The organism is Ensifer sp. NM-2, from assembly GCF_003024455.1.
GTDB lineage: Bacteria > Pseudomonadota > Alphaproteobacteria > Rhizobiales > Rhizobiaceae > Ensifer > Ensifer canadensis.
The window spans coordinates 1-24,064 of the sequence record NZ_PVZR01000011.1; the positions used below are offsets into that span (position 1 = coordinate 1).

A 24,064-nucleotide genomic window follows, 5' to 3' on the forward strand; every position below is an offset into this window, starting at 1 on the left:
CCTTTCTTTATCAGGGGTGGGGGAGTTGACGGTTTCCACCGGACTTCCACCTGTTTCCACCTGACTTCCACCGGACAAAGCGGAATTCCGTTGATTGCGCTTCCGCTGGCGATCCCACTCGCGTCGCTTGTCAGCCACGCGGTCTACGGCAGGCACAGCTTCGCGCTCCATCTCCGCAACAGCAGCTACAATGGCGTCGTGGTCCATTCCTGCGGCAAGCATGTGCTTCAAGGCGGTCGCAATGACGCTCATTTCACCACCTCGACTTCCAAGCCGTGGCAGGCCTTCATGAGCTTCTGTTTGATACGGAATACCGGCGTGACAACGCCCTTCACATCGATGACGCGGTGGCGCTTCATGGCGACGTCCCAAAAGACGAAATCTGCCCTGTAGGTGCACACCAGCACGCCATTGATCGTCAGCGCATATGAGCGCTGCATTTCCACGTCTTCGACCTCGCCCGCCTTTTGACGAAGCTTCAGACAGGCATAGTATGCGGCCTCAGCCTTGCTATCGAAGCAAACGCCGTCGAGCAGTGTGCGTTGAGCATTGTATTTGTTCCCGCCCTTCGGCTTGGCGATGGCCGCCTGATACTGCTTCGCGGACATGTGCTCGGTCATGCCGCGTCCTTTCGCTCTGCGCCTTCGACGCCATAGTCGCGCAGGCCCCAGTAAGGCGGGCTCGTAACGACGCAATCGACCGAACCGGAAGGCATGGAGCGCATGACGTCGAGGCAGTCGCCGACGTGGATCGTGCAACGTCCGTCGAGGATGGAGCGGGTTTCGATGCTCATGCCTCGCCTCCCTGCTCGCGGAACAAAAACGGCGCGGTATCGGTTGGCCTCCTGAAGAGGAGTCCATCATGAGCAAGAAACCTACTGAACCGATCCCGATGCCCGGCCCGGCAGGCCTGACGCCGCCTGAGCCCGAGGTGGTTATGGTCCCAGGCCCCAGAGACCCGAAAAGGCCCGAGGAAGTTCCACCAGATGTCCCCCCCGATTCCCTGCCCGATCCCGATCGCCCGATTGAGGAGCCGGGACCTGATGATGTCCCGGAAGAGGCCCCCGACATTACGCCAGTGCCGGGCGAGGAAATTCCGGCGAAGATGGGCGATTGAGCTTGCCATGCTGCCACCCAGGATCGCCTCCTTGGAACAGATTTCCCTAATATACGTTTGTGGGAAACCTGCCCAACGGAGGACGCGATGATCACCATCTGGGATGTAAACGTTGAGTTGAAGATTGACGGTCGTTTTCACGTCATTAGGAGCGCCCGGGAGGCGGTCGCATTCCTGATGAAATCCTGGCCCGAGACGAAGAGCACCAGTTACGCAACAGCTCGGAAGGCCTGCCTGGCAGCAGCCGAGGGCATGGTTCCTAGCGCGGAAGCCAGGGCCGCGTTCGAAGCTGCGGCGAAGGAAGCCGGCATCCTGCGATAAAATTGATGCCGCCCTGCCAGAGGTGAGAAACTGAATCATCATGCCGCCGCCCTCGCTGCTACACGCATCGTCTGGTGTTCGCCGCCGTACGGCGGTTGAATGACCAAATCTGCGAAGGCTCGCACGGGCACGCTGACGACATCGCGAACGCGCACGGCAAGCTCCTGGACCATCTCCTCCATGCCGCGAATTTCTCTGCGACCACCGACGTATTCCGAGACGAACGCTGCGAGGTCCTCAACCGGGAAGACAATTGCATTCGGGATGTAGCAAACGGTCAGCTTCGAGCCCGGCAACGGGTTGCCAGAAACTGGGCAGCACTGCGGGATCGGAACGCTGTGGCTGACGAACGTCTTCTTATCGGGCTGGCATGTCCTGATCATGCGAAAAGCTCCATCTGCCAAGGCTCGCTATTCTGATTGGCGGCGGCATTGATCCGCTCCACAAAACGGGCCGCTTCACGCCAGTCGTTGGCGTCGCGCCCCTGCTTCCGAGCTGCGAAGCTCCAGGCCATGCTGTCTGCAGTCGCGAGCAAATCACGTACGCCCGGGTGCAGCAGAGACGTCTGCTTGACACCAAAGCCGTGCAGCAGCAGATCCGGGCGGATCGAATGAATGGCTTGAAGAACGGCGATGATCGACCGCGGGTCTCCCTGCCGTTTGCAAACACTCCCTACCCCAACCCACATCCCAGGCGTCAGGCGATTGCCATACATCCGGACGTGCCTGGCGTAGTCCTCAGGCGCGAAACCTTGGATGACAGGCACGATGTGAAAGGGGCAATCGCCGCCGAACAAACGGCTTAGCTCGGCAACCAAGGCGTCATAGCGTTCGATCGTGAGGCGTTGATGCGCCTCGATCGTCAGACCTGTCTTCGCCAGGATGAAAGGCTCGCACATGTAGTCTTGCGCAACCGCAGCTGCGATATCGACGACACCAGTGGTGTAAAGTCGGTGTAACTCAGCTGCATATGCTGCAACGCCATGGCGATAGGCGCCGTGAAGGAAGAGTTCGGTGAAAGCGCCACTGTCGACGAGGACATCGCCGCACGGGACGGGTTTCTTCCGGTTCCACAGCCGCTTGATACTGATGCAGGCCAGATCGAAGTGTTGCGCATCACCGGGCTGGTGAAGACCGACGTAGAACTTCACCGCGCTCATGCCGCCGTCCTCGCTTTGCAGATGCTGATGACAGCGTCGAGCATGACGATGTCCCGCATCTTGTTTTCGCTCTCAGTTTCAGGACGGGCGCGCTTGGAGTTCGGGCCGTGGTCATCCAGCCAGGTGAACTTCTGGCGCTTCTGCGCCTCGGCCCATTCGACGAGTTCCGCATAGGTGATTTTCATGCAGCTCCCCTCTTCGCATTAACGTGAGCGCAACCCGAAGATGCGACAACGCGATCAGCCGATCTGTGGGGGAAGCTATGTCTTGGGGTTTTGAGCGGGGCCGGATCTACAATCGTCGAGCCGATATACACGGCAGGTTCAACGGACAGCAGCGCGGCGGAATCGTCACGCCCGCAGCGCATCCAGTCGTCATCATCTTCACCGGTGAAGAGGGCGAGATCCACGGGTATAGCGACCGATGGCGCGATGACGGCGTCTTCGAGTATTTCGGCGAAGGCCAAATCGGTGACATGATCATGCAGAAGGGCAACCGCGCGATTGCGGAGCATGCCGTCCAGGGCAAGAGCATTCTGCTCTTTAAAATCCTGCCGAAAGGCGTGGAGTTTGAAGGTGAAATGATCTGTGAGGGCTATCAGACGCGCCGAGCACCAGATCGAGCTGGGAACATGCGTGATGCTTTCGTTTTCGAGCTCCGGCCGATCGACAATGTGACAACCGTCGTCGACAGCATTCCCACAACGACTGACAACTTGGAAGAGTTGCGCAAGCGCGCGTTCGCAGCAGCCATTGCCACTCCAGGCAAGTATTCGTCCACAGCCTCCGTTTTCGAACGTAGCCGTGACGTGCGCGACTATGTTGTTGCACGGGCAAAAGGAGATTGCGAAGGCTGCCAGCAGCCGGCGCCGTTCCTTCGCGGCAACGGCGTTCCATATCTGGAACCTCACCATATTCGACGGCTCTCGGACGGTGGACCAGATGACCCGCGGTTCGTGATTGCACTTTGCCCGAACTGCCACCGACGTGTTCACTCGGGCGCCGATGGCGCGGGGTACAACGCCAAGCTCCTGTCCACCATGAATGCGATTGAAGTGAGCTGAGACGGTCATAGCCCCTCATCCCTCAGTTCCGGCGCGATCCAAAACGCCAATCAACGCGCGAAACGCAGCAACCAGCGTCCGATTTTGATCCGTTTCCGATCTCGCCAGGAGAGCATCGGCACGGTCGATGAGTTCGGAGATTTCGCGTGCTTCTTCCCGGCCATATTCAATTCCTGCCTTGTCCTCGATTGCCCGCAGTTCATCGCCGTCGATCGACACGCGCGGGTCGGCGTACCAGACGTCTTTTGTTCGAGAGATCGACCAGCCCATCTCGCGAGCGGCCAAGGTGATCCGACGCTTCACGCTCCCGAGACTTGGCGGGGCGATGCGCTCTTTCAGAGCTGACTGGCAGAATTCAACTGTGCTCATTTTCGGATTTTTCCGACTGTTTTTCCGCATTTTTCCGAAGCCTCTTGTGGTTCTCTGTCCCTGTTGGAAGACAGGAGCGCCACATGGGCCGCACTTCAGAAACTGATGTTCGAGACGGAGGAGAAAGCCTTCCAGGGCTATTGCCCTCCGTCTCAGGCCCGCCCGACGGGCCAACCGTCATTCCTTTCCGCAAGACCGCCGCCGCAACTGTTGGTCTTGCTGCCGGTGACGATCCCTCGTCGTCACCGGCCATTCCCTTGGGTTCCGCTGTTCAGGCCGTTGTTTTGAAGCTGGCGAACAAGCGGATCCGGTTGAGAGTTGAGAGCCCCAGCCGGGAGGAGGAAGACTGGGGCTCTCGTTGATCGCGAGGGAGGAGGGAAACCGCGATCAATCCTTTGGCGTGAAGCCGTTCCTGCGAAATTCGAGTTCGGAAAAAAGAGCGACCCCGCCGAGAAGCAGCATTGCAAAGACGATGGTGCCGGCGAGCGCGGCGGCGATGAACATCAGGCCGCCCTCTTCACGATTGGAGTAAGGCCCTTGGCCGAACGGATTTCATCGACCTTCAACATGACCTTGCCCCAGGTGGTCCGAGGCGCCCTGCCCTTGGCGCCGACGCGCACCAGGGTGAAGTGGTTGCGCTGCTGGCAAAGGTTCCAGCCGTGATCAAACAGGAACTGCTTGATCGCCGCGTATTCAGCCGAAACACCCTGCTCGAACCGGCGAACGCCGTTCTTGGCAATGAAATCGGAAACCATGATCGAGACTTCGACCCGGCTTTGAGTGGTACGGTCGAGGCCGACGCCGCGTTCAATCGCGCGTTGGGCCAAACTGTCGTTGCCAAAGGAAATCTTCATCACTCTGCAGCCTCCAAAGCTTTGGTGCATGAATGGCAGTGATTGGGGCCGTAGCCGCCGCACGCCTGCGGGTTCCGGCAACGGGGCCGGAGCGGCGATGGTGGCTTGGCTGTGAATGGGCTGCCGGTGAGGTTCTGACCGGCATCGTCTTCCGACACGTCGCTTTGGTGCCTGCTTTCCCCTGCGACTGGGGAGCGTCCGTCGAGCACCTTCGGACCTTCTGCCGTTTCCGGCGAATTGGTTGCCCGTTCTGCCACCGGGCCAGTGGGTTCGAGATTGATGGGGCCCACCGGACCTGCGCGCTCTGCGCTGCTTTCTACATCGTCTCCTCCTGCGTTGGCGCCGGCAGCTTCCGCCTCAGCGCTGTGGGATTCGATTTCGCCCTGAGTGGCCGTAGCGATCTCGGTGTGCTTGGTGATGATGTCGAGGCCACCGTCGGAACGGCGTTCCTCGGCTTCTTCCCGCTCAATCATGATGTCGACGGCAGCGATCAGCGCCTTGCGTCCGTTCTCGGTCTGGACGCCGGCGGCGATCGTCTGCACGAGCTTGGCATCAACAGAGCCGAGGATTTCGCCGGTCGAAGGATCGAAATCCTCCTCATGCGTGTGCGTAGCAACTCGCATGCCAGATGCTCGCTGATAGGCACTGAGATATGTGTCGAACACAGCTTCCGCTTCGTCTGCCGCTTCAGGACCGGACTTTTCGATCTTGCGGAGGTACGCCACGAGCTTGCCCATGACGGTCTTGTCGTAGCCCATGCTTTTCGCTTCGCCGTAGACGTCGCGAATGTCCTTGCTCAGTTCGTCCTGCTCTTCCTTGAGGCGGAGAACACGATCGATGAAGCTCTTAAGCTGGCCGTCCGCGCTCATCGAACCGCCTCCGGCTGCCCGCCGAAAACGTCCGGCCGCTGCTCATGCCGGGAGATGCCAGTGATGCGCTCGATGTCGAGCACACGTTCCGCAGGGACACGGTTCCAGGAGTACAAGGCCGTGTGCTTGATGCCGAGTTCACGTGCGAGCGAAACTACGCCCCCCGCCTTCTCTGCTGCTCTTTCGACGATCTCAATCATGTAAGTGAAGGTAAGCTACACTTACTCTTTCTGTCAAGCGCTATGTAGGTGCTTTTTACGTAGGGGATAATTACAAACAGCGAATGGACACGATCGGCGAGAGAATCCGCGCTAGGCGCAAAGCGTTGAGCATCACCCAGCAAGGCCTGGCTGAGGCATTCGGCATAAGCCGAGTGTCCGTCACGCTATGGGAGAACAACTCCACCTCGCCAGAACGCGATAAGATCTCTCGACTTGCGGAAATCCTCGAGGCCGATCCGGAATGGCTTTTGACTGGGCAGGGAACTCCGCCTGAAGAGCCACCACAGGCTTACCGAATGAGAATGGTTCGGGAGAGGGTTCGTCCGGCAACGCCGAAGCCAAAGCCGAACGCGAGCTTTCCGCCTCGATGGCAAGCCTTTCCTGCGGACGTCAGAATTCCGCTTCGCGGCCATATAGCGGCCGGCGCCAACGGCCGGTTCATTCTGAATGGGCAGGACATCGCCCATGTCTTCTGCCCTCCCGGGCTGGAAGGCGTCGAAGGCGCTTATGCGGTGCAGATCGAAGGAACATCGGGTGAGCCGCGCTTCTACCACGGCGAAACCGCGTGGGTGAACCCGCACACGAAGGTGCGCCAGGGCGACGATGTAATCGTGCAGATCCTTGGCGATGACGACGATGACGAGGTTTCAAGCTATCTCAAGCGCTTTGTCTCGCGCTCGGGGGATGTCCTTCGCCTCTACCAGTACAATCCTGGCAAAGGCGAAAGCCACGAGCTGGAGTTCCCAGCCGACAAGGTATTCAGCGTTCACAAGGTCGTATTTCACGCCATGCTTTGAAGCAGCTCGGCGCCCCGCCATGAAGGCCTGATGGTCAAGTTGCGGAACGCTGTCGGCATCTTTGGGCACTCGCTGCAGCGGATCTTCCTGCAGAGCTGCATGTAATTATGCACGCCCAGATCGGCGGCCTTCTGAAGGTTCGTCAGGTGAAGCACACGCGAGTGCCCACAATCATCACAAGCCACATAAACGCTTTCGAGCTCGACGACCAAACGAAGGGCGTCGGGATGATCTACGGGAGCACTACGCGACATTCTTCTCTCCTGTGTTCCTATTTTGTTCTCACAAAAACAGCAGGAATGCAGCCCAGAGTCGAGTCGCTTTTCTGAAATAATTTGCTTGCCACAAGAGCTAGCGGCCGAGCGCGGCCCCGCCGCTAGATATCTGCTCGCCCCTCCCCGCCCCGTCAGAATCGAGCTGCGCATCAGAATTTCCGCTGCTTACTCCTTACCTTACGAGAAAAAGTAGGGCTTACCTACATTCGATATTGACGAGTAAGGTAAGTTGCGCTTACATTCCTTACATCAGCAAGACGCTGACGAGAGGACGAAGCGATGATCAGCAAATCGGCAGTGATGAAGGAAGCCTGGGTTCAGTACCGGCTTGCGCTCGCCGAGAACGCAAAGCGCTTCACCCCCTACGAGAATTGCACCTTTGGCGAATGCCTGCGTCTGACGTGGCAGGCAATGAAGCGCGCGGCGAAGCGTTCAGGCCCGGTTGTTCCGGCTGCGAACGTGGAGCGCGTGACCCGCCTTCGTCAGGAAATCGAGAACCTGAATTACCGGCCGTTCCGCATGCCGATCGCCGCAGAGCGCGCGGCTTTGGAAGCAGAGATCAACACGCTGTCGGCCTAATCACCGAAGGATTTACCATGCCGCAAATCAGCGAAGACGTATTGAAAGTGTTGGACGCAGCTACGCTTGAAGGCGCCAAGGTCTTCTTGACCGGCGCACTGGACCGAAAGCTCTACACCGAGACAAACAAGGTGCTCGAAGCGGCTGGCGGCAAATGGAACCGCAGCGCGAAGGCGCATGTGTTTGACGGCGACGCTGCAGACGCCTTGGAACCGATCATCCTGACCGGCGAATACAGCCGCACAAAGCAGGACTTTGGTCAGTTCGATACGCCCCATGTGCTCGCTGAAAACGTCGTCGATCTGGCTGACGTTCAAGCTGGCATGTCTGTGCTTGAACCCAGCGCCGGGGTTGGCCGGATCGCCGCGGCGGCGCGACAGGTTGGTTCATTCGTCACGTGCTGGGAGATCGACGAGAAGCGCGCCGAGAAGCTGGCTGACGTCGCCCACTCGCTGAATGTCGGCGACTTCCTCGCTGCCGAGCCTGTCAGCGCCTTTGACCGCGTCGTTATGAACCCTCCCTTCGCCAAGCAGGACGACATTCGGCACGTGCTCCACGCACTGCGGTTCCTTAAGCCCGGTGGCCGGCTGGTCGCGATCATGTCTGCCGGCGTGATGTTCCGCGAAAACAAGCTGAGTTCGGAATTCCGCGACCTCGTCGAGCAAAGCAGCGGCTCAATCGAGCGTTTGCCTGAGGGGGCATTCAAGGCCTCCGGCACCTCGGTCAACACCTGCATCGTCACCATCAACGCCTGATCCCCTTCGGCGTCGGCCTTCGGGCCGAGTTCGAAAGTGATCTTCCACCGAGGAAACGAACAATGCTCACCTCCTCCAACATGCGCACGATCATCGCCGCCATCGGCTGCGTCGAGCGTGAAGAAATCGAAGTTGCCGGCGAGATGTCCGACAAGCGCTGGCGGGACTTCCAGACTGACCCGCATCGCACGTTCATGAAGCTGAACGACGAGCAGCAGGCCGTTGTCACCGATATCGTGAACCGCCGGATTGCGATGGGTCACAACTCCGCTGCTCGCCGCGATTTCGCCAGTGTCGAAGGGGCGCGCCTCTAATGGAACGCGCGGTCTCCTACGCCTGCGAGCCTGCCAAGCGCTACTGCGAGTGCGGATCCTGCAAGCTTCCGCCGGCACGCAACATCGATCTGGACGCGATCGCCGAGTTCAACCGCGCGTCCTACGCCACCGCCTATTTCCTTCTCCTCCTGTGCGCCCTCCTCGCCTTCATGGCGATTGGGCTGGTGCGGACAGAGGAAGTCCACAAATCCATCATCGCTGACAGGAGCGTCTGAAATGACCGCAGAAACCAATCTTTGGAGCTGGTGGCAGAACGCCCTGGCGGGGAACCTTGGCCCGATGCATGAGGGCCAGCCGGAACAGGGCTATTACCGGACGCGCTTCAAGGGCGGACAGTGGGAGCCGGTTGCGATCTGGCTTGACGACGCCGGCGGCTGGCTTGCGATGCGCGGCGAGCGCATGGTCGATGCTGCGGACGCCTGGAATTTCTGCCGCACGCACTCGGTCAGCTATGAGGCCTACCAGAAGGCAATAGAGGGCGCGGGTTGGGATGACGAGCCGCCGGCACCTGCCATGGGCCACAACTTGCCCTCCGATCCGTTCGAAGCATTGAAGCTCGAATATCAGGCGGAGGCCGAGCAGGCGACCGCCTTCATGAAAACCCCGATCACGACGCAGGATCAGGCCGACAAAGCCGCTATCTGGGCCAAACGCCTGACCGCGATCAAAACCAAAGCCGAGAGCCTGCACAAGGTCGAAAAACAGCCGCACCTCGATGGTGGCCGTGCAGTCGACGACAAGTGGCGCGACCTTAAGAGCGATCCCGACACCCTTGCAAAGAAGCTCAAGGCCCACGTCACGCCGTTCCTGAAGGAGCAGGAGCGCCTTGAAAAAGAGCGCCTGCAGGGCGAACGCGAGGAAGCCGAACGGAAGCGCCGCGAAGCCGAAGAGTTGGCCGCAAAGGCAGACGCAAGCGACACCGACGCGCAAGTCGAGGCAGAGCGCCTGCAGCGCGAAGCCGACGAACAGGAACACGCGGCTCAGGCGACGAAAACGCAGGCAGGGCGCACCGGCGCACGCGTATCTCTGCGGACCTTCGTCTCCGCCCTCATCACCGACTACGACAAGGCTCTGAAGGCCTTGGGCAATCACCCTGAAATGAAAGCGCTTGTCGAGACGCTCGCCAACCGCGCGATCCGCGCCGGCGTCGAGCTCGATGGCGTTCAACGCTTCGAAGAACAAAGGGCCGCCTGATGACCGACCAAGCACCCCGCACGATTGTCGCCGTCAAGTTCGCTTGGGAGAAAGCCGACAAGACATACGACTATTTCGCAGATTTTCCCGTCGCGGTCGGCCAGCGCATCTATGTGCCGACAAAGCGAGGCGAGGCGAAGGTCGAGGTCGTCGAGATCAAGACCGCATCCGAAATGGCCTCGGTTGCTGCACTCCGCCCGGTCGAAGACCTGCGAACCGATGAAGAGAAGCAGGCCATACACCCCAATGGACAGCGCATGTTCTCGGAAGACCGCACGATGCTCGATGACAAGGGCAATCGATCGATTTTTGACGACGTCGACCAATAGGAGGAAATCATGAACGCTTACGTTCCAGCCCTCACCGGTGGCGGCCAGGTAATAGCTATCGTCCCCCAGACTTTCGAGGAGACGTTCCGCGTTGCGCGGGCCGTCGTCGCCTCTGGGCTCGCACCATCGGCGCTGATCGGCAAGCTCACCGGCGACGATGCTGCAAGCGCTGTCGCCGTCGCGATCATGTCTGGCGCTGAGCTGGGCTTAAAGCCGATGGTCAGCCTTCGGAGTTTCACGGTCATCAACGGGAAGCCGGCCCTCTACGGCGACGGGCTGATCAACGTCGTCCGCATGTCGGGCAAGGTTGCATACCTCCGCACCGGCTGTGACGAGGTCAACGGCAAGCTCATCGGCTACTGCGAAGCAAAGCGCCTCGACACTGGCGAAGAGAAGCGCGTCGAGTTTTCGCAGGACGACGCTATTCGCGCTCGCCTCTGGGATGATCGCGCCACGATCAAAAAGAAGGTCTGGGAGAACGGGCAGCCGGTCTGGAAAGACGGACAGCCGAACGACGCGCCCTGGTACCGTTTCCCGAAGCGCATGCTTGCATGGCGCGCCGCCGGCTACTGCCTGCGCGAGCTGTTCGGCGATGTGCTCGGCGGTATCCGCGACGAGTTCGAGGTGCGCGAGATCGACGAAGCCGAGACGATGCGCGACATCACGCCTGCTAAGCCAGCGCATCCGCCAAAGCCACCGGCACCTCCTGCCCCGCCAGCGCAAGCAGCCGCACCAATCGAGGCCGAACCAGCCGCCTCGAGGACCGAGCCTGAATTCGAACTCGGTGATTTCCTCGAGCAGATCGAGACCGGCCTCGCCGGCGCCAAGGACGAAACCGAGGTCGAGGAGATCTGGAACGACTTCGACGCGCCGGCAGTGCTTGAAACCAACGGCCACGCCGACATGATCGACACGGCCTTCGCTATTCGCGACCGGCGGCTCGCCCAGCTTGCACCGCTGAACGGTGGCTGACCATGGCGACGAACAACCGCATCGTCGAAACCGAGCAGGCCCGCGAAATGCTGCTTCGGTTCGTGAAGGAGAGGAAACTCCCCTTCACCGCCAGCGTCACCGACGGCAAGCACCGGACCAGCGACCAGAACCGGTTGCAGCGCCAGTGGGTGTTGGAGATCGCCGCTCAGCTGGGAGACCAGACACCGGAAGAGGTTCGCGGATACTGCAAGCTGCATTTCGGCGTGCCGATCCTTCGCAACGAGAACGACGTGTTCAAGGCCGAATATGACGCCGTGATCATGCCGCTCCCCTACGAGCACAAGCTCAAGCTGATGATGGTCCCGTTCGACTTCGGAGTTACCCGGATCATGACGACGCGCCAGAAGACGGCGTTCCTCGACACGATGCACCGGCACTATTCCGAACAGGGCCTCGTCCTAACCAATCCAGAAGATTTGAAGCGCCGGAGGGCAGCATGAACCCGAAACTCCTCCACATCCTTCAGCACTCCCTCGGCCTCGACGAGTTCGGGCGCGGCTCGATGTGCCGGAATCGGTTTGTTACCGGCGAGGGCAGCATCGACCACCCGCTATGCATGGAGCTCGTCAAGCTTGGGCATATGACGCGGATCGCGAACGTCGAGATGTTCGGCGGGAGCGATTGCTTCACTGTCACCGAGGCCGGAAAGATTGCTGCCGTAGCTAATAGTCCCGCCCCGCCGAAGGTCTCGCGCAGCAAGCAACGCTATCTCGACTACCTGGCGTTCGACAGTTCCATGACCTTCATCGAGTATTGCAAATGGCGCGACAGGCGCGATCGGAGCGCGGCATGAGCGGCCCCTTCCTCATCTGCGACCTACGCCCTGAATGGAACTGGCGCCCATACGTCACCTTCTGGCGTCCGAACAACGCCAACTATGCCTATCCGCTCGGGTGGTCCGGAGACTACGCGGAAGCCGAAGTCATGAAGGGCGGCAGCTATTACACTACCGTCGAGAGCGGAATCCTTATCCGCTTCCCGATCCTGCGCTCGCTCGTAGAGCCGATGGCGGCCGCGCCTGAGCCGGGACACATCGATGGTGATACCGGCCCGGTAGTCCGCAACAACTCACGAATGCGCGCGAAACTGAGAAAGCTTGCCTATGGGCCTGCTATCTCGGCGTTCGTCAATGAAAAGGCAGGTGCGGCATGACCGAGAAGCGCATCGCCCCACCCTTCGACGGCCAGCAGTTCACCAGTCACCAAGAATGGGTGAACAAAGCGCGTTCATGGCTCACGAGCCATCCGCAATACAACAACACCGAGCACAGCGAGACGAAGGGCTGGCGGGGGCCCCACTTCACCGCCATGTGCTTCGACAGCCTTGGCCGTCGCGTCAGGAACGGCGGTGATTTCCGTCGCGCCGAAGAAGACGGCGCCTTCCCGGTCTGGTGGATATGGCCTGACCAGATCTGCGAACTTGTTGCCCGCGATCAGGCGGTGCCAGCATGAAGAACCCGAACCCAATCAACCTTCAGACGTCAGAAGATGTGCGCAAGGCTGGATGGCAGGCCGAGAGCCGCGATGCTGACGGCCACCTGATGCGCGTACATGCGCCCTTCGAGACCGACACGGAAATAGTCTGGCTGGTTCGCGAAGCACTTGAGCATGGCGAGACCGTAACGATCTGGCCAGCGAAGGGCGGTGCGGCATGAACGCAAACGAATTCCGCGCCGAACTTTTGAAAATCATGCCTGGATACTCATGGACAGTCCACAAGACGCCGAAGGGCATGACCTACCTCAAGGCTACCGGCATACAGAGCAGTGGCTCTAATCGGCTTTCTACTCTTTCCGTCATCCGGAGAGAGCGAGATGGCCAGGTTTCCTATGAAGCCAAGTCCGCCGGCTACGGTCTCCGGGCTAAGTGGCTCCACACGACAACCGATGGGACGCTCGCTAGAGCCCTTCGTGGCCTTCAAGACCACTACGAGTACACCGCGAACACCTACCGGAGCCACGCCAGCGCCCTGAAAATCGGTCGGCAGGGGGAAGGCGGTACATCATGAACGCCGTGATCAACCTCCTGTCCCTCTGCATAGCAGGCGGCCTCATCACATCAGCCGTCCGAAAATTCCTCGAAGGGAAAGATGTCACATCAGCCGTCAGGCTCGGCATCGGTCTCTATGTCCTATTTCTTACCGCAACGGTCATCGTGCCATGAGGAGGGCCGCGTAATGCCGATCAGATCCGATCGCATGAAGCTCTATCCGGGCGGCGGGACCCACTCGAAGGAATGGAAGACCTTCCGCGCCTCCCTAATCGAACGCGCCCGCAACGCTTGCGAGGGCACGCCTCAGCACCCGGAATGCCGCGCCGCCAACGGCCAGCCTCACCCGGAGACCGGAAGCAAGGTCGTGCTGACGATCGCCCACATGGATCACGACGAGACGCACGCCGACCCTGAGCGATGCAGAGCGCTCTGCCAGCGCTGCCACCTGAAATGGGATGCGAAGCATCACGCGGCAAACGCCCGCATCACGCGATCGACATGGAGGATTTCATCGATGCGCAGCGTGCCTGAATGGATCGGCAAGACCGATGACGAGAAGGTCCCGCCGCGCGTCCGTCTTCGCCTGTTCGAGCAATACGGCGGCATCTGCCAGCTTTCGAAAAGGAAGATCATGGCCGGCGAAGCTTGGGACCTCGACCACATCAAGGCCATTTGGCGCGGCGGCCAGCATCGCGAGACGAACCTGTGGCCGGTCCTGAAACAGCCGCACCGCGAGAAATCAGCCGAGGAGCAGCACATCCAGTCCAAATGCGACCGGACGCGCAAAAAGCACCTGGGCATCTATCCGAAATCGAAAGCCAAGATCAAAAACCGCGGCTTCGCGAGAACGAGGGACGCATGACCCCTATCACCGACGAAATGAAGCTGGAAGCCACCCGAGCAATTCAGGATTGGCACCTATCGACCAGCGGATTCCCAATGAGCATCGACGAGGCGCTCCTCGTCGCGACCAATGTCCTTGAGGCAGCCCTCTCCTCCCGCTCCGCTGAAGCAGGCAACGCGATGGCGCAAGCCGCCGCCTCCGATGTAGAGACGACGGCCAGCTTGCACCCTGTTCCGAAGCAGGGGCTCCCTCTCTTGCACGAAGAGGGACGCACCGAGACTGTAGCCGGGACTGATCATCCAAACTTTCATGAAAGTGCCAAGTTATCGAAATCGTGCCATGAAAACACGAGGAAGAGCGCCGCTCCCCAGCCCAACCCGAGCGCAGTTGATGTGGAGGTCGAGCGACTGCGGAAAGCGCTGGAGCCGTTCTCAAAAGCGGCCGGCGAATTGTTCGTTCGAAATTGGAACGCCAGTCAGGTCGCCATGTCGTTCTCCACAGAGGATGACATCGTGAGCCTAACGGCTGGCGATTTCTTCGCCGCACGTGCCGCCCTCGCAGCGCAAGGCACAGCAGAGGGATCAGCAGAATGAGCGACCTCCTCATGACACGACGAGCGGTATTCTCAGAATGCGGCCTGTATCGCTATCTGCTTGAGCATGACTTCGGTGGCGCAGGCCCAGTGATCTCGCTCGGTATGGTCAACCCTTCGCTTGCAAATGGCGAGAAAAACGACCCCACAATGACCAAAGTTGACGGCTTTGCCACTCGCCTTGGCGCCAGCAAGATCAAGGTTTGGAACCCTTTCGCGCTGATCGCCAAGGACGTTCGCGACCTCCGCGACGCAATCGACCCGATAGGGCCAGAGAACGACACCCACATCGCGCAGGCGATCCATGACGCCGATATCCACATCGTCGCTTGGGGGCCGCTGTCGAAGCTTCCGAAGCAATTGCGTGGCCGGTGGCGGTCTGTGGTCGATGTTCTCTCGCAAGCCGGTGCAAAGCCTATGTGCTGGGGAACAGCTCTCGACGGACAACCACGTCACCCTCTGATGCTGGCCTACGCCACTCCTCTTGTTCCATGGAGCGTGCCGTCCGCCCTCGCAGCGCAAGGGGAGAATCCATGAGCTACAGCCTCCTCAACCGGTCAGCCACCAAAGCCCGTAAGACGCATGTATGCATTTGGTGCTGCTTCCCGATCCTGTCTGGCTCGCAGTATGTGCGGGAGACATCGACATACGATGGCCATTTTCAGAACTTCGCTTGGCACGAGGCCTGCCGTAAAGACGCCGACGACTGGTTTGGCAACGGAGAATCAGAGTTCACCCCCGGTGACAGCGAGATGCCGTTCTACGCCCTCTATAAGTTGGAGGCCCATCCATGAGCACGCTCGACCTATCCAACAGCCCACTCCTCCTCAGCAGCGAGCAGGCAGCCAAGGCCCTGAACGTCTCAACCAAGACCTTGCGCGAATTCGTGAAGGCTGGCGATATAGCCTTTGTTCCGAGGGGAAAAGGCACTACTAAGCCCCGCCTCGGATTTCACATGGACGATATCAACGACTTCATAAAGAGCCGGAGAAACCGCGCGTGTCCGTCTACAAGCATGCCAAAAGTCCGTTCTACCAATACGACTTCCAAATCAACGGTCGTCGCTTTCTCGGATCTACAAAGGCTCGGAATAAGCAAAAAGCCCAAGAGATAGAACGGCAACTGAAGGCGCAGGCCAAGAAGGACCTGGCGGACGAAGCGCGGACGGGCAACGTCCCCCTAACGATCGACCTTGCCGCCGGCCGGTACTACACCGAGGTCGGGCAGTACCACGCCTGCAGCGCCGACACCTATCGAGCGCTTGAACGTCTTGTAAGCTTCTTCGGGAAAGACAAGCGGCTTTCCGATATAACCGACGGCAATGTCACCGCGCTTACCACCTGGCGGCGGCAGCAACAGCGATGGGGCAAGAAGGAATACAAAGACAAGCGAGAGATGCCGACCGTATCGCCCGCCACCGTCAATCGCGACACAACCGCAGTCCTCAAGAAGCTATTCACGCGGGCTAAACTGACGTGGAAGTATCATTTCCCGTCCGAACCGAATTGGAAGACCCACTGGCTGAAAGAAGCCGATGAAAGGGTGCGTGAGCTTCATTTGGAGGAAGGCCATAAGCTGGACGAGGCAATCAGGGCCGACTACGAGCCATGGCTAGAGTTTGCCCGCATCACCGGTCTACGACGCCGAGAAACCCTGATCAGATGGCCCGAGGTGAACTGGTTTGCAAAGCGCATCACCAAGATGGGCAAAGGAAGCCGCAAGGTTACGACACCGATCACGCCTGAAGTTTGGGCCATCCTAGAGCCCCTAAAGGGCCACCACGATGAATGGGTTTTCACCTACGTCGCAAAACGCAACAGCAAGGGAAAGACCAAGGGCCAACGCTATCCGATCACGTATTCCGGATCGAAGTCCGAATGGCAGCGCACCCGCAAGCGTTCTGGGATCGAGGATTTCCGCTTTCACGACATTCGCCACGATGTCGCGACGAAAGTCCTGCGAGCGACTGGCAACCTTAAGCTAACGCAGAAGGTGCTGAACCACGCGAGCATGAAGACTACGGCTCGTTACGCACACGTACTGGACGAGGAAGTTGCGGACGCATTAGAGAAGGTCGCAAAATCCCGGAAAAAGTCCCGGACCAGCGGAACAGATGTCGCGTAACTCTCTGTAAAATAATCGCAAAATCGGAAAGCGCGTCCATTCCTTCTAAGCAGGTTGTCGCAGGTTCGAATCCTGCAGGGGTCGCCACCACTTTTCCATCTAGTTGATACTCTTGGTCTTACCTGAAATTGGGTGCGACCAAAGACTGTGCGCCAACTGTTCTCACCTCGCCGCATGCTGTCGGCATAGGGCTAAGCTGGCGCGCCGCCAGGCGAGACAATCGATGAGGCCGACACGGCCGTCCCAATTAGCTGGGCGTCGACTACAGCGCACACGTTATCGAGGCGACCCTACATCGCGTCGCACCGACTCTCGGCTGGCGCTGAGCCGCAGCTGCTCGTTTCCTCATGCTGAACGATCGGGCGCTCAGGGAACTGGTGGCGGGTGCGCGATCCCCTGGTAGTAATCACCTTCACCGGGCCCCATGAACTCATTCGTATAGCGTTCGCGTTCGTCACCCAACGTCCGGGCCGGCGGACGGTAGTAACCGTAAGCGCCGTACATCGGCATCGGCTCCACATACACATTGCCCGTCGGCATGGGATCAACATAGACGCCGCCGGGTGCAGGCTCGTAATAGTAGTTGTCGGCAAAAGCCGGTGCGGTGTTCCCGGCCAAGGTGACGACAAATGCGACGCATGACATTTTCGTAGAAATTCTCATGGCGCTGCTCCTATCTCCGGTCGGGATTCAGTCCCACCTGACGAGATACCAGGCAGCCTCTGCCTGCGGGCTTACGCTGCCTGGTAAGAATAACGCTTGATCGCTGCAACCGTTCCACCAGGCAGTCGGTTTCGACACGCAGTCGGTCGACTTGAAGCCTGGATCGGCGATCCTAGAGCGTTTCCGATTTATGCGGAACCGCACAAACGCTCTATCTCTTTGTTTTTACGCATATCCTGACGGAAAACCCGCTTCGCACTTTTCCTGGAAATGCTCTAGACGAAGCGGCCGAATAAAGGCGACCGACGCACGACCCAATTGCTCCCTGGACGACCTTAGGCTGACTGGGCATGAGGTCGTCCAGTATCAGCGGCAAACCGTGACGAAAGAACGAACGTGAAGCGTTAAGCCGGTCGGGGCAGTCCGGCAGGACCCTGCACGACTGCAACGATGGCTAAGAATGCCACCACCCCGGCTATGCCAATAGCCACAGTCATCCAGATGGACGGCACGACGCCGATCCCGGCCATCGACATGGACATGGCGAGCGGCGCAATCGCCGACATCATCTGTTTGGCCGACGTGGCCCAGCCGAGACGACTGCCGTATCCCTTTGGTCCGAACAGTTCGAGCGGCAATGTCCCGCCGACAATGCTTGTCAGACCGGAGCCTAATCCGAAGCAGATAGCGAACATTACCGCTCCGGCCACCCACGGTGTCGTCATCAGGAGGATCGTCAAACCGATTGGCAGGAGCCCGGTCGCGATAACAGCCAGCCATTTCTGCGACAGTTCACGGCCGAAGAGCAGGTTGATCAAGCGACTTGCGACCTGAGCCGGACCGAACAGCGAGGCTACCAGGAGACCTGCGGCACCAAACCCGAGCGCCTGTGTGAGCGGAACCATATGAACCAGGATCGCCGACAGCGCATAGCCTTCGATGGCAAAGCCAAGCAGCATGAGGGAGAATACAAGCGTTCCGTTCGCAAGTGGCCGGTGTTCGCCAACGGCCGCGACGGTACCCCTGGAAGCGAACACCGCAGTCGTCGTCAGCCGCGCCAGCGCCAAATGCACTGGAAGACAGACGAGGAGGTTCAACGCGGCAAAGAGCAGGTAGACTTCTCTCCAAGACAGAAAACCATGCAGCCAGGATGTCAGCGGCCAGAACAGCGAAGAGGCGAAACCAGCGATCAGTGTCAGGTGAACAATCGACTTCTGGGCTTTGTGTCCTCCAGTCTGAACGATAGCCGTGAAGGCAGTGGCATAGAGGACAGCGACAGAGACGATTTCGGTCAGCGCCAGTGCGACAGCGAAGGTGATTGGCCCGGTGGATACCGCCATCAAGACGAGTGTCGCGGAGGCTAACAGCGATCCTGCCGCCATCAATCGCCCCGCACCGATCCGGTCGGCAAGGTAGCCTGAGAGGGGTGCGGCAAGGCTGCCAACGAGCAGAGCCACCGAAAAGGCTCCGAAGACCCATTGCTGCGATTTGCCGATGTCTTCGGCGATTTCTGGCACCAGGATGCTGAAGGCATAATAGAGCGTGCCGTATCCGATAATTTGTGATGCGCCGAGGCCCGCCAGCGCCCATGTAGGAAGCTTCCGTCCTTCCATGATCACGCTCGCTCTTCTTCAACGACCGACGCCGAGCAACCACATCCGGACTTTCCCTCGGATTTGGCGGTCGCGTCGGCGACACAACAGGCATCCGTTTCTAAGGGCGCAGGTCCCCCACAGCATCCGGATGATGTGGCATTCACTGCGAGGTCGACAGAGCACACTCCTGTCTCGGGAAGGACAAGTTCGACCCGTCTGGCGGCGAGATGATCCCCTGCAAGCTCGGCGACCACGGAACGAACCTGTTCGTAGCCGGTCTTCATCAGGAATGTTGGAGCGCGGCCATAGGACTTCGAGCCGACGATGTAGAAATCCTTCTCCGGATGGGCCAATTCATCGACGCTGTGGGGCGGGACGGTACCGCAGGAATGAAGGTTCGGATCGATCAGTGGAGCCAGGGCTGGCGGGGCCTCCACGGCAGGATCGAGATCAATGCGGAGTTCTCGAAGAAACGATAGGTCAGGCCGGAAACCAGTCGTGACCACCACATGGTCGAGCGCCAGTGTGATAGGCTCTCCATTTGACACGGCTTCGACCACCACCCCTTCGCCTTCTGATTTCACACTTCTGGCAGCAAAGGACGTCAGCATTTTGAGGCGACCCTCGTCCATGGCCTTCTTCGCAGCCAACCCGAGGGCACCGCGCTCGGGTAGCTGGTCATTGAGACCGCCGCCAAGAAGGCGAGCTACACCATGGTGACGGAGCGCCCAGAAGATTTCAGTCGCAGGATCACTTTCCTGAAGTTCCAATAAGGCCAAGGCGACATTGATTGCGGAGTGACCACTTCCGACGACCAATGTTCGCTTGCCAACGAAGTCAGCCCGCCTGGTCCCGGCAACATCTGGAATGCCATAGGAGAGCCTGCCGGAGGCAATTTCACCAACAACAGGCAGCCCGTTGATCCCCATCGGGTTCGGTTGCGTCCATGTGCCGGATGCGTCGATAACGGCCTGTGCCTGGACGTCGTGCTCACCCGTTGCATCGTTGTAGCGGACCACGAAGGGCGCAGCCTCACGACCATTTGATGAGACCTTGTCAAACCCCGCACGCGTAATCGCCTTGACCGTAGCACTGAGTTTCAGGTTGTCAGCGATCTGAGGGATAGCAGATAGTGGAAGCAGATAGTTTTGAACGATCTCCCGACCCGTCGGCACACCATCTGCTCGTGGAGCGCTCCAGCCGTGGTCATCGAGCAATCGCCGCGCGGCATCGTCGATGTTGTATTTCCAGGGTGAGAACACGCGGACATGGCCCCAGTCAACAAGTGCTGAGCCGACGGAAGCCCCCCGTTCCAGGATAAGCGGTGTGATGCCTGCCTCGACCAGTCTCGCGGCAGCTGCGAGGCCAACAGGACCAGCACCAATCACTGCCACAGGAAGGTTACTATCTAAAGCCATCTGCATATCCTTTCGTATTTCTGGAAGTTTCGAAATTAGAGTGCGAAAAAAAGCCCTCAGGCTACGGTTTCGTCGGTCTGCTTTGAGCAAGCTGCGTCGGCGCAGCACTCATCGGCAAGGTAGCCAATCAGCGCGTTCATGTGCTTGTAGTTCGCGGTACAAATCAGTGTCGTCGCCTGACGATCCTGGATAACAAGGCCTGTATCGACGAGCCGCTTGAGGTGGTGTGAAAGGGTCGATGCCGGAATTTCCAGCTTCTCCTGCAGCTTCCCGACCGGCAGGCCATCTTCACCGGCACGCACAAGCGCACGGTAAATCTGAAGGCGGGTAACGTTGCCAATCGCTTCGAGCTGCGATGCTGCTTTTTCGATAATCATGGAAATAAGCTATGGCGAAAACCGCCTCCGGTCAAAGAGTATTTCGGCATTTGTGGAAATACGGTGCGCGTAGAAGTATACCGTCAATCTGGGTGCTCGTACCGCCCGCACCGGGCATGATGTTTTTAGTTGTTGGGCTCACGTGCCGTGCCAAGTAGAATCACCCTGTCTACTAAAGCAAGGAACGATGGTGCAGCTTCAATCGACCCTTACCTGTCCGCACTGCGGGCAAACGGCAACGGAAACGATGCCCGTCGACGCTTGCCAGTTTTTCTATGAATGTATCGGATGTGGCACGATGCTCCGGCCAAAAGCTGGTGACTGTTGTGTGTTCTGCTCCTACGGTGACGTACCTTGCCCGCCGGTCCAAGAAGACAGGCAAAATAGAACAGGATCGTGTTGCTCCGCCTCCTGATAGGTCTTCATCCCCTGGTGGAGCTTCGAACAAGGCGTTTGTTCAGATGGCCTTGAGCTGAACCCGCTTCTCCAGCTTCTCCGCATCCTCTTTCCGCTCACTGTAGCGGTCAGTGAGGTACGACGACGCATCTCGGGTAAGCCACGTAAACTTCACCAGCTCTTCGCAGACGTCGACGACGCGGTCGTAGTAGGACGACGGCCTCATCCGGCCATCGCCGTCAAACTCCTGGTAGGCCTTGGCAAATGAAGACTGGTTCGGGATCGTGATCATCCGCATCCAGCGACCGAGAATGCGCATCTGGTTGACCGCATTGAACGACTGGCTGCCGCCGGACACTTCCATGACCGCCAGCGTCTTGCCCTGAGTCGGTCGAACGGAGCCGAGGGAAAGCGGGATCCAGTCAATCTGGGCCTTCATGATGCCGGTCATCGCGCCATGTCGCTCCGGGCTGACCCAGACCTGGCCCTCGGACCACTCGGAAAGGTCGCGCAGTTCTTTCACCTTGGGATGGCTGATCGGCGCTTCATCGGGGAGTGGTAAGCCCTTGGGATCGAACACCTGTACCTCGCAGCCGAAGCGCTCCAGCAGGCGGCGAGCTTCGTGTGCCAGAAGACGGCTGTAGGAGATTTCCCGGAGTGAACCGTACAGGATCAGGATGCGCGGCTTGCGTGTCGAGAACGCGGGATGCAGCGCATCGAGATCGAGCATACACAAGTGTTCACTGGCGGCGGCAGGAAGTGTTTCAGACAATGCGCCGTCCCTTCTCATCGAGGACGCGCTCGCCATCCTCCTTCGTGAACGCACCCTTGTGAGTGTCTGGAAGGATATCGAGGACGAGTTCGGACGGACGGGAAAGACGGGTACCCATCGGCGTGATGACGAACGGACGGTTGATCAGGATCGGGTCCTTCAGCATGGCATCGAGCAACTGATCATCGGTCAGCTCCGGATTATCGAGGCCCAGTTCCGCATAGGGCGTGCCTTTCTCGCGGATCGCCTCACGGACCGTAAGCCCCGCATCGGTGATCGTCTGCGCGAGCCGGTCGCGTGTTGGAGGCGTGTTCACGTAGTCGATGACAGTCGGCTCGATACCCGCGTTGCGGATCATTTCCAGCGTGTTGCGCGACGTGCCGCAGGCCGGGTTGTGATAGATAGTGACGTCCATGATCATGCCCTTTCGGCAACGGCTTTTTCGACGATGGTGTTCTTGGCGACGGCAGTGCCTGCTTCGTACCAGCCCTTCGAGCGGTTCACGATCCAGACGACGGACAGCATCACCGGGACCTCGATGAGGACCCCAACGACGGTTGCCAGCGCAGCACCCGACTGGAAGCCGAACAGGCTGATGGCCGCCGCGACCGCGAGTTCGAAGAAGTTTGATGCCCCAATCAGTGCGGACGGTCCCGCAACGCAATGCTGTTCGCCAGTCATCCGGTTCAAAAGGTATGCCAGGCCGGAATTGAAGTAGACCTGAATCAGGATCGGAACTGCAAGCAGTGCGATAATCGTCGGCTGGGCGGTAATCTGTTCACCCTGGAAGCCGAACAGCAGGACCAAGGTTGCCAGAAGCGCCAAGAGCGACAGAGGCTGCAGCTTGGTGAGAAGCCCATCGAGAGCCCTCGTCGTGCCGTCGGCCATCAACATCTTGCGAAGGACCTGCGAGATCGCCACAGGGATCAGGATGTAGAGCGCGACCGAGATCGTCAGCGTGTCCCAAGGGACCGTGATTGCCGACAGTCCGAGGAGTAGGCCGACAATCGGCGCGAACGCGACAATCATGATGGCGTCGTTGAGTGCGACCTGGGAAAGCGTGAAATGCGGCTCACCCTTTGTCAGGTTCGACCAGACGAAGACCATGGCCGTGCACGGCGCTGCGGCGAGAATGATCAGGCCCGCGATATAGGAGTCGATCTGGTCTTCGGGCAGCCACGAACGAAACAGGTAGCCTACGAACAGCCAACCGAGCAGCGCCATTGAGAACGGCTTGACCGCCCAGTTGATGAACAGGGTGACGCCGATCCCGCGCCAGTAGCTGCCGACCTTAGACAATGATCCGAAGTCGATCCTCAGCAGCATGGGGATAACCATCAACCATATCAGGACGGCGACGGGGATGTTCACCTTGGCGATTTCCGCTGCCCCGACGACCAGGAAGACGCCTGGCATCAGATGACCAAGCGCGATGCCGACAACAATGCAGAGAAACACCCAGACGGTAAGGTAACGTTCAAACGTCGACATCAGCTTGCCTTTTCCTGAGGCTGCGTGGAGCCTTCCATCCTGCCGATCTGGCGCAGGTGCTGTTCGAGGGCGAGCTTGTCGATGGAGGAATGCGGCAGGCTGAGAAACGCCGATATGCGGTTCTTGACGAACCTTGCAGCTTGAGCGAAGGCCTTTTGCACCTCGACTTCTGTCCCTTCGACGACTGCCGGGTCTTCGACACCCCAATGTGCGGTCATGGGATGGCCAATCCACACAGGGCACGCTTCGCCTGCTGCGCTGTCGCAGACGGTGAAGATGAAGTCCATCTGCGGTGCGCCTGGCTCAGCGAAGACGTCCCAGCTTTTCGAGGAAAACCCCGTGGACGGATAACCGAGTGCGTCTAGCTCCCTGATGGCGTGAGGATTGACCTCGCCCTTTGGATTGCTGCCCGCGGAGTAGGCGCGGAAGCTGCCCTTGCCCTCGGCGTTGAGGATGGACTCGGCAAGAATAGAGCGAGCGGAATTGCCCGTGCACAAGAAGAGCACGTTATAAACACGTTCAGACATTGGAGCTGTCCCTAGTGGTGTTGGTCCGACTTTAGAAAAATAAAG

Annotated in this window: 41 protein-coding genes and 3 pseudogenes; 26 read left to right on the forward strand and 18 right to left on the reverse strand. The window is 59.3% G+C overall.

Annotation, left to right across the window (positions count from 1 at the left end):
• The 3 genes and pseudogenes from C6558_RS20945 to C6558_RS20955 form a co-directional block, all read right to left on the reverse strand.
• Positions 1 to 252 (reverse strand): annotated as a pseudogene (locus C6558_RS20945) (hypothetical protein); the annotation flags it as partial.
• Positions 249 to 620 carry a DUF1064 domain-containing protein gene (locus C6558_RS20950; protein WP_107027657.1) on the reverse strand — a complete coding sequence of 124 codons (372 nt, stop codon included), beginning with the start codon at positions 618 to 620 and terminating at the stop codon, positions 249 to 251. The gene C6558_RS20950 and the pseudogene C6558_RS20945, both read right to left, overlap by 4 nt.
• A 20-nt stretch (positions 621 to 640) precedes the next feature.
• Positions 641 to 793, reverse strand: a pseudogene (locus C6558_RS20955) (site-specific DNA-methyltransferase); the annotation flags it as partial.
• Positions 794 to 861: 68 nt separating this feature from the next.
• On the opposite strand from C6558_RS20955, the gene C6558_RS20960 reads away from it, so the two are divergent.
• On the forward strand, positions 862 to 1,116 hold the full coding sequence (locus tag C6558_RS20960) for a hypothetical protein (protein WP_245449190.1): 255 nt from the start codon (positions 862 to 864) through the stop codon (positions 1,114 to 1,116).
• Positions 1,117 to 1,203: 87 nt separating this feature from the next.
• Entirely contained in the window at positions 1,204 to 1,437 is a 234-nt protein-coding gene (locus tag C6558_RS20965) for a DUF982 domain-containing protein (protein ID WP_107027658.1), read from the forward strand.
• A gap of 38 nt (positions 1,438 to 1,475) precedes the next feature.
• Here the strand turns inward: C6558_RS20965 and C6558_RS20970 are convergent, their stop codons facing one another.
• The 3 genes from C6558_RS20970 to C6558_RS20980 are packed head-to-tail and all read right to left on the reverse strand — an operon-like array spanning position 1,476 to position 2,781.
• Entirely contained in the window at positions 1,476 to 1,820 is a 345-nt protein-coding gene (locus C6558_RS20970; protein ID WP_107027659.1) for a hypothetical protein, read from the reverse strand.
• Positions 1,817 to 2,596: a hypothetical protein gene (locus tag C6558_RS20975; protein WP_107027660.1), complete on the reverse strand. Its 780-nt coding sequence runs from the start codon at positions 2,594 to 2,596 to the stop codon at positions 1,817 to 1,819. Before C6558_RS20975 ends, C6558_RS20970 begins: the two co-directional genes overlap by 4 nt.
• Entirely contained in the window at positions 2,593 to 2,781 is a 189-nt protein-coding gene (locus C6558_RS20980) for a hypothetical protein (protein WP_107027661.1), read from the reverse strand. The genes C6558_RS20975 and C6558_RS20980 overlap by 4 nt, the downstream gene beginning before the upstream one ends.
• 77 nt (positions 2,782 to 2,858) lie before the next feature.
• On the opposite strand from C6558_RS20980, the gene C6558_RS20985 reads away from it, so the two are divergent.
• Positions 2,859 to 3,659 (forward strand): HNH endonuclease, encoded by an 801-nt coding sequence (locus C6558_RS20985; protein WP_107027662.1) that lies wholly within the window; start codon positions 2,859 to 2,861, stop codon positions 3,657 to 3,659.
• A 15-nt stretch (positions 3,660 to 3,674) separates the two neighbouring features.
• On the opposite strand, the gene C6558_RS20990 is transcribed toward C6558_RS20985, so the two are convergent.
• The 4 genes from C6558_RS20990 to C6558_RS21010 all read right to left on the reverse strand — a co-directional run bounded on the left by C6558_RS20990 (position 3,675) and on the right by C6558_RS21010 (position 5,951).
• Entirely contained in the window at positions 3,675 to 4,028 is a 354-nt protein-coding gene (locus C6558_RS20990) for a hypothetical protein (RefSeq protein ID WP_245449191.1), read from the reverse strand.
• A gap of 503 nt (positions 4,029 to 4,531) precedes the next feature.
• Positions 4,532 to 4,882 (reverse strand): hypothetical protein, encoded by a 351-nt coding sequence (locus tag C6558_RS21000; protein WP_107027664.1) that lies wholly within the window; start codon positions 4,880 to 4,882, stop codon positions 4,532 to 4,534.
• A complete protein-coding gene (locus C6558_RS21005) occupies positions 4,882 to 5,751 on the reverse strand; it encodes a DUF2312 domain-containing protein (protein ID WP_107027665.1) in 870 nt (289 codons plus the stop codon). Before C6558_RS21005 ends, C6558_RS21000 begins: the two co-directional genes overlap by 1 nt.
• Positions 5,748 to 5,951 (reverse strand): Cro/CI family transcriptional regulator, encoded by a 204-nt coding sequence (locus C6558_RS21010; protein ID WP_057204932.1) that lies wholly within the window; start codon positions 5,949 to 5,951, stop codon positions 5,748 to 5,750. The genes C6558_RS21005 and C6558_RS21010 overlap by 4 nt, the downstream gene beginning before the upstream one ends.
• A gap of 83 nt (positions 5,952 to 6,034) precedes the next feature.
• Between C6558_RS21010 and C6558_RS40900 the strand changes: the two are divergent.
• From C6558_RS40900 to C6558_RS21115, 22 genes and pseudogenes are all read left to right on the forward strand, one after another.
• A pseudogene (locus C6558_RS40900) lies at positions 6,035 to 6,229 on the forward strand (helix-turn-helix domain-containing protein); the annotation flags it as partial.
• Between the two features lie 39 nt (positions 6,230 to 6,268).
• The gene (locus C6558_RS21015; protein WP_245449193.1) at positions 6,269 to 6,769 is read left to right on the forward strand and encodes a S24 family peptidase; all 501 of its coding nucleotides are present in this window, start codon (positions 6,269 to 6,271) and stop codon (positions 6,767 to 6,769) included.
• Between the two features lie 572 nt (positions 6,770 to 7,341).
• Complete coding sequence (locus tag C6558_RS21025) at positions 7,342 to 7,623, forward strand: hypothetical protein (RefSeq protein ID WP_158268943.1); 282 nt, start codon at positions 7,342 to 7,344, stop codon at positions 7,621 to 7,623.
• A 17-nt stretch (positions 7,624 to 7,640) separates the two neighbouring features.
• Positions 7,641 to 8,378 carry an N-6 DNA methylase gene (locus C6558_RS21030; RefSeq protein WP_107027668.1) on the forward strand — a complete coding sequence of 246 codons (738 nt, stop codon included), beginning with the start codon at positions 7,641 to 7,643 and terminating at the stop codon, positions 8,376 to 8,378.
• A 62-nt stretch (positions 8,379 to 8,440) separates the two neighbouring features.
• Entirely contained in the window at positions 8,441 to 8,692 is a 252-nt protein-coding gene (locus tag C6558_RS21035; protein ID WP_107027669.1) for a hypothetical protein, read from the forward strand.
• A complete protein-coding gene (locus C6558_RS21040) occupies positions 8,692 to 8,928 on the forward strand; it encodes a hypothetical protein (protein WP_107027670.1) in 237 nt (78 codons plus the stop codon). Before C6558_RS21035 ends, C6558_RS21040 begins: the two co-directional genes overlap by 1 nt.
• 1 nt (position 8,929) lies before the next feature.
• A complete protein-coding gene (locus C6558_RS21045) occupies positions 8,930 to 9,907 on the forward strand; it encodes a hypothetical protein (protein WP_107027671.1) in 978 nt (325 codons plus the stop codon).
• Positions 9,907 to 10,236: a hypothetical protein gene (locus tag C6558_RS21050; protein ID WP_107027672.1), complete on the forward strand. Its 330-nt coding sequence runs from the start codon at positions 9,907 to 9,909 to the stop codon at positions 10,234 to 10,236. Before C6558_RS21045 ends, C6558_RS21050 begins: the two co-directional genes overlap by 1 nt.
• A gap of 9 nt (positions 10,237 to 10,245) precedes the next feature.
• Entirely contained in the window at positions 10,246 to 11,208 is a 963-nt protein-coding gene (locus C6558_RS21055; RefSeq protein ID WP_107027673.1) for a recombinase RecT, read from the forward strand.
• Between the two features lie 2 nt (positions 11,209 to 11,210).
• Positions 11,211 to 11,669, forward strand: coding sequence for a hypothetical protein (locus tag C6558_RS21060; RefSeq protein WP_107027674.1), 459 nt, complete (start codon positions 11,211 to 11,213; stop codon positions 11,667 to 11,669).
• Positions 11,666 to 12,022, forward strand: a complete 357-nt coding sequence (locus C6558_RS21065) for a hypothetical protein (RefSeq protein WP_107027675.1) — start codon at positions 11,666 to 11,668, stop codon at positions 12,020 to 12,022. Before C6558_RS21060 ends, C6558_RS21065 begins: the two co-directional genes overlap by 4 nt.
• Complete coding sequence (locus C6558_RS21070; RefSeq protein ID WP_107027676.1) at positions 12,019 to 12,381, forward strand: hypothetical protein; 363 nt, start codon at positions 12,019 to 12,021, stop codon at positions 12,379 to 12,381. Before C6558_RS21065 ends, C6558_RS21070 begins: the two co-directional genes overlap by 4 nt.
• Positions 12,378 to 12,680 (forward strand): hypothetical protein, encoded by a 303-nt coding sequence (locus C6558_RS21075; RefSeq protein WP_107027677.1) that lies wholly within the window; start codon positions 12,378 to 12,380, stop codon positions 12,678 to 12,680. Before C6558_RS21070 ends, C6558_RS21075 begins: the two co-directional genes overlap by 4 nt.
• Positions 12,677 to 12,883, forward strand: a complete 207-nt coding sequence (locus C6558_RS21080) for a hypothetical protein (RefSeq protein WP_107027678.1) — start codon at positions 12,677 to 12,679, stop codon at positions 12,881 to 12,883. Before C6558_RS21075 ends, C6558_RS21080 begins: the two co-directional genes overlap by 4 nt.
• Positions 12,880 to 13,236 (forward strand): hypothetical protein, encoded by a 357-nt coding sequence (locus C6558_RS21085; RefSeq protein WP_107027679.1) that lies wholly within the window; start codon positions 12,880 to 12,882, stop codon positions 13,234 to 13,236. The genes C6558_RS21080 and C6558_RS21085 overlap by 4 nt, the downstream gene beginning before the upstream one ends.
• Positions 13,233 to 13,391 (forward strand): hypothetical protein, encoded by a 159-nt coding sequence (locus C6558_RS40345; protein WP_199197042.1) that lies wholly within the window; start codon positions 13,233 to 13,235, stop codon positions 13,389 to 13,391. The genes C6558_RS21085 and C6558_RS40345 overlap by 4 nt, the downstream gene beginning before the upstream one ends.
• A 13-nt stretch (positions 13,392 to 13,404) precedes the next feature.
• Complete coding sequence (locus C6558_RS41665) at positions 13,405 to 14,082, forward strand: HNH endonuclease (protein ID WP_371412281.1); 678 nt, start codon at positions 13,405 to 13,407, stop codon at positions 14,080 to 14,082.
• A complete protein-coding gene (locus C6558_RS21095) occupies positions 14,079 to 14,657 on the forward strand; it encodes a hypothetical protein (protein ID WP_107027680.1) in 579 nt (192 codons plus the stop codon). Before C6558_RS41665 ends, C6558_RS21095 begins: the two co-directional genes overlap by 4 nt.
• Entirely contained in the window at positions 14,654 to 15,193 is a 540-nt protein-coding gene (locus C6558_RS21100; RefSeq protein WP_107027681.1) for a DUF1643 domain-containing protein, read from the forward strand. Before C6558_RS21095 ends, C6558_RS21100 begins: the two co-directional genes overlap by 4 nt.
• Complete coding sequence (locus C6558_RS21105) at positions 15,190 to 15,450, forward strand: hypothetical protein (protein ID WP_107027682.1); 261 nt, start codon at positions 15,190 to 15,192, stop codon at positions 15,448 to 15,450. Before C6558_RS21100 ends, C6558_RS21105 begins: the two co-directional genes overlap by 4 nt.
• Positions 15,447 to 15,770: a helix-turn-helix domain-containing protein gene (locus tag C6558_RS41670; RefSeq protein WP_107027683.1), complete on the forward strand. Its 324-nt coding sequence runs from the start codon at positions 15,447 to 15,449 to the stop codon at positions 15,768 to 15,770. The genes C6558_RS21105 and C6558_RS41670 overlap by 4 nt, the downstream gene beginning before the upstream one ends.
• Positions 15,656 to 16,780: a site-specific integrase gene (locus C6558_RS21115; protein WP_107027684.1), complete on the forward strand. Its 1,125-nt coding sequence runs from the start codon at positions 15,656 to 15,658 to the stop codon at positions 16,778 to 16,780. The genes C6558_RS41670 and C6558_RS21115 overlap by 115 nt, the downstream gene beginning before the upstream one ends.
• Positions 16,781 to 17,146: 366 nt before the next feature.
• On the opposite strand, the gene C6558_RS21125 is transcribed toward C6558_RS21115, so the two are convergent.
• The 4 genes from C6558_RS21125 to C6558_RS21140 form a co-directional block, all read right to left on the reverse strand.
• The gene (locus C6558_RS21125; protein ID WP_025426897.1) at positions 17,147 to 17,443 is read right to left on the reverse strand and encodes a hypothetical protein; all 297 of its coding nucleotides are present in this window, start codon (positions 17,441 to 17,443) and stop codon (positions 17,147 to 17,149) included.
• Between the two features lie 404 nt (positions 17,444 to 17,847).
• Positions 17,848 to 19,056, reverse strand: a complete 1,209-nt coding sequence (gene arsK / locus C6558_RS21130; RefSeq protein WP_057204995.1) for an arsenite efflux MFS transporter ArsK — start codon at positions 19,054 to 19,056, stop codon at positions 17,848 to 17,850.
• A gap of 2 nt (positions 19,057 to 19,058) precedes the next feature.
• Complete coding sequence (locus C6558_RS21135; protein WP_025426895.1) at positions 19,059 to 20,456, reverse strand: FAD-dependent oxidoreductase; 1,398 nt, start codon at positions 20,454 to 20,456, stop codon at positions 19,059 to 19,061.
• Positions 20,457 to 20,512: 56 nt separating this feature from the next.
• Positions 20,513 to 20,833 carry a helix-turn-helix transcriptional regulator gene (locus C6558_RS21140; RefSeq protein WP_025426894.1) on the reverse strand — a complete coding sequence of 107 codons (321 nt, stop codon included), beginning with the start codon at positions 20,831 to 20,833 and terminating at the stop codon, positions 20,513 to 20,515.
• A 190-nt stretch (positions 20,834 to 21,023) separates the two neighbouring features.
• Between C6558_RS21140 and C6558_RS40905 the strand changes: the two genes are divergently transcribed.
• Complete coding sequence (locus C6558_RS40905) at positions 21,024 to 21,248, forward strand: GDCCVxC domain-containing (seleno)protein (protein ID WP_239637575.1); 225 nt, start codon at positions 21,024 to 21,026, stop codon at positions 21,246 to 21,248.
• Positions 21,249 to 21,290: 42 nt separating this feature from the next.
• Here C6558_RS40905 and arsH read toward each other — a convergent pair whose 3' ends face one another.
• Genes arsH through C6558_RS21165 form a run of 4 tightly spaced genes read right to left on the reverse strand, consistent with a single transcriptional unit; the run spans position 21,291 to position 24,019 of the window.
• Positions 21,291 to 22,019 carry an arsenical resistance protein ArsH gene (arsH, locus tag C6558_RS21150; protein ID WP_025426893.1) on the reverse strand — a complete coding sequence of 243 codons (729 nt, stop codon included), beginning with the start codon at positions 22,017 to 22,019 and terminating at the stop codon, positions 21,291 to 21,293.
• Entirely contained in the window at positions 21,994 to 22,422 is a 429-nt protein-coding gene (arsC, locus tag C6558_RS21155) for an arsenate reductase (glutaredoxin) (protein WP_225906175.1), read from the reverse strand. The genes arsH and arsC overlap by 26 nt, the downstream gene beginning before the upstream one ends.
• A complete protein-coding gene (arsB, locus tag C6558_RS21160; protein WP_057205006.1) occupies positions 22,419 to 23,492 on the reverse strand; it encodes an ACR3 family arsenite efflux transporter in 1,074 nt (357 codons plus the stop codon). The genes arsC and arsB overlap by 4 nt, the downstream gene beginning before the upstream one ends.
• Complete coding sequence (locus C6558_RS21165; protein ID WP_025426890.1) at positions 23,492 to 24,019, reverse strand: arsenate reductase ArsC; 528 nt, start codon at positions 24,017 to 24,019, stop codon at positions 23,492 to 23,494. Before C6558_RS21165 ends, arsB begins: the two co-directional genes overlap by 1 nt.
• Positions 24,020 to 24,064: the final 45 nt, after the last annotated feature.

What these genes read in the sequence shown, in the direction of transcription:
- C6558_RS21065 (WP_107027675.1), top strand. Translation starts at nt 11,666, where the DNA reads ATGAACCCGAAACTCCTCCACATCCTTCAGCACTCCCTCGGCCTCGAC.
- C6558_RS21055 (WP_107027673.1), top strand. Translation starts at nt 10,246, where the DNA reads ATGAACGCTTACGTTCCAGCCCTCACCGGTGGCGGCCAGGTAATAGCT.
- C6558_RS21005 (WP_107027665.1), bottom strand. Translation starts at nt 5,751, where the DNA reads ATGAGCGCGGACGGCCAGCTTAAGAGCTTCATCGATCGTGTTCTCCGC.
- C6558_RS21040 (WP_107027670.1), top strand. Translation starts at nt 8,692, where the DNA reads ATGGAACGCGCGGTCTCCTACGCCTGCGAGCCTGCCAAGCGCTACTGC.
- C6558_RS21105 (WP_107027682.1), top strand. Translation starts at nt 15,190, where the DNA reads ATGAGCTACAGCCTCCTCAACCGGTCAGCCACCAAAGCCCGTAAGACG.
- C6558_RS21045 (WP_107027671.1), top strand. Translation starts at nt 8,930, where the DNA reads ATGACCGCAGAAACCAATCTTTGGAGCTGGTGGCAGAACGCCCTGGCG.
- C6558_RS41665 (WP_371412281.1), top strand. Translation starts at nt 13,405, where the DNA reads ATGCCGATCAGATCCGATCGCATGAAGCTCTATCCGGGCGGCGGGACC.
- C6558_RS21165 (WP_025426890.1), bottom strand. Translation starts at nt 24,019, where the DNA reads ATGTCTGAACGTGTTTATAACGTGCTCTTCTTGTGCACGGGCAATTCC.
- C6558_RS20975 (WP_107027660.1), bottom strand. Translation starts at nt 2,596, where the DNA reads ATGAGCGCGGTGAAGTTCTACGTCGGTCTTCACCAGCCCGGTGATGCG.
- C6558_RS20985 (WP_107027662.1), top strand. Translation starts at nt 2,859, where the DNA reads ATGTCTTGGGGTTTTGAGCGGGGCCGGATCTACAATCGTCGAGCCGAT.
- C6558_RS21140 (WP_025426894.1), bottom strand. Translation starts at nt 20,833, where the DNA reads ATGATTATCGAAAAAGCAGCATCGCAGCTCGAAGCGATTGGCAACGTT.
- C6558_RS41670 (WP_107027683.1), top strand. Translation starts at nt 15,447, where the DNA reads ATGAGCACGCTCGACCTATCCAACAGCCCACTCCTCCTCAGCAGCGAG.
- C6558_RS21080 (WP_107027678.1), top strand. Translation starts at nt 12,677, where the DNA reads ATGAAGAACCCGAACCCAATCAACCTTCAGACGTCAGAAGATGTGCGC.
- arsC (WP_225906175.1), bottom strand. Translation starts at nt 22,422, where the DNA reads ATGATCATGGACGTCACTATCTATCACAACCCGGCCTGCGGCACGTCG.
- C6558_RS20960 (WP_245449190.1), top strand. Translation starts at nt 862, where the DNA reads ATGAGCAAGAAACCTACTGAACCGATCCCGATGCCCGGCCCGGCAGGC.
- C6558_RS21060 (WP_107027674.1), top strand. Translation starts at nt 11,211, where the DNA reads ATGGCGACGAACAACCGCATCGTCGAAACCGAGCAGGCCCGCGAAATG.
- C6558_RS21135 (WP_025426895.1), bottom strand. Translation starts at nt 20,456, where the DNA reads ATGGCTTTAGATAGTAACCTTCCTGTGGCAGTGATTGGTGCTGGTCCT.
- arsB (WP_057205006.1), bottom strand. Translation starts at nt 23,492, where the DNA reads ATGTCGACGTTTGAACGTTACCTTACCGTCTGGGTGTTTCTCTGCATT.
- C6558_RS21050 (WP_107027672.1), top strand. Translation starts at nt 9,907, where the DNA reads ATGACCGACCAAGCACCCCGCACGATTGTCGCCGTCAAGTTCGCTTGG.
- C6558_RS20980 (WP_107027661.1), bottom strand. Translation starts at nt 2,781, where the DNA reads ATGAAAATCACCTATGCGGAACTCGTCGAATGGGCCGAGGCGCAGAAG.
- C6558_RS21075 (WP_107027677.1), top strand. Translation starts at nt 12,378, where the DNA reads ATGACCGAGAAGCGCATCGCCCCACCCTTCGACGGCCAGCAGTTCACC.
- C6558_RS21015 (WP_245449193.1), top strand. Translation starts at nt 6,269, where the DNA reads ATGAGAATGGTTCGGGAGAGGGTTCGTCCGGCAACGCCGAAGCCAAAG.
- C6558_RS20965 (WP_107027658.1), top strand. Translation starts at nt 1,204, where the DNA reads ATGATCACCATCTGGGATGTAAACGTTGAGTTGAAGATTGACGGTCGT.
- C6558_RS21010 (WP_057204932.1), bottom strand. Translation starts at nt 5,951, where the DNA reads ATGATTGAGATCGTCGAAAGAGCAGCAGAGAAGGCGGGGGGCGTAGTT.
- C6558_RS40345 (WP_199197042.1), top strand. Translation starts at nt 13,233, where the DNA reads ATGAACGCCGTGATCAACCTCCTGTCCCTCTGCATAGCAGGCGGCCTC.
- C6558_RS21125 (WP_025426897.1), bottom strand. Translation starts at nt 17,443, where the DNA reads ATGAGAATTTCTACGAAAATGTCATGCGTCGCATTTGTCGTCACCTTG.
- C6558_RS21035 (WP_107027669.1), top strand. Translation starts at nt 8,441, where the DNA reads ATGCTCACCTCCTCCAACATGCGCACGATCATCGCCGCCATCGGCTGC.
- C6558_RS20970 (WP_107027659.1), bottom strand. Translation starts at nt 1,820, where the DNA reads ATGATCAGGACATGCCAGCCCGATAAGAAGACGTTCGTCAGCCACAGC.
- C6558_RS21030 (WP_107027668.1), top strand. Translation starts at nt 7,641, where the DNA reads ATGCCGCAAATCAGCGAAGACGTATTGAAAGTGTTGGACGCAGCTACG.
- C6558_RS21085 (WP_107027679.1), top strand. Translation starts at nt 12,880, where the DNA reads ATGAACGCAAACGAATTCCGCGCCGAACTTTTGAAAATCATGCCTGGA.
- arsH (WP_025426893.1), bottom strand. Translation starts at nt 22,019, where the DNA reads ATGAGAAGGGACGGCGCATTGTCTGAAACACTTCCTGCCGCCGCCAGT.
- arsK (WP_057204995.1), bottom strand. Translation starts at nt 19,056, where the DNA reads ATGGAAGGACGGAAGCTTCCTACATGGGCGCTGGCGGGCCTCGGCGCA.
- C6558_RS20950 (WP_107027657.1), bottom strand. Translation starts at nt 620, where the DNA reads ATGACCGAGCACATGTCCGCGAAGCAGTATCAGGCGGCCATCGCCAAG.
- C6558_RS21095 (WP_107027680.1), top strand. Translation starts at nt 14,079, where the DNA reads ATGACCCCTATCACCGACGAAATGAAGCTGGAAGCCACCCGAGCAATT.
- C6558_RS21100 (WP_107027681.1), top strand. Translation starts at nt 14,654, where the DNA reads ATGAGCGACCTCCTCATGACACGACGAGCGGTATTCTCAGAATGCGGC.
- C6558_RS21070 (WP_107027676.1), top strand. Translation starts at nt 12,019, where the DNA reads ATGAGCGGCCCCTTCCTCATCTGCGACCTACGCCCTGAATGGAACTGG.
- C6558_RS20990 (WP_245449191.1), bottom strand. Translation starts at nt 4,028, where the DNA reads ATGAGCACAGTTGAATTCTGCCAGTCAGCTCTGAAAGAGCGCATCGCC.
- C6558_RS21000 (WP_107027664.1), bottom strand. Translation starts at nt 4,882, where the DNA reads ATGAAGATTTCCTTTGGCAACGACAGTTTGGCCCAACGCGCGATTGAA.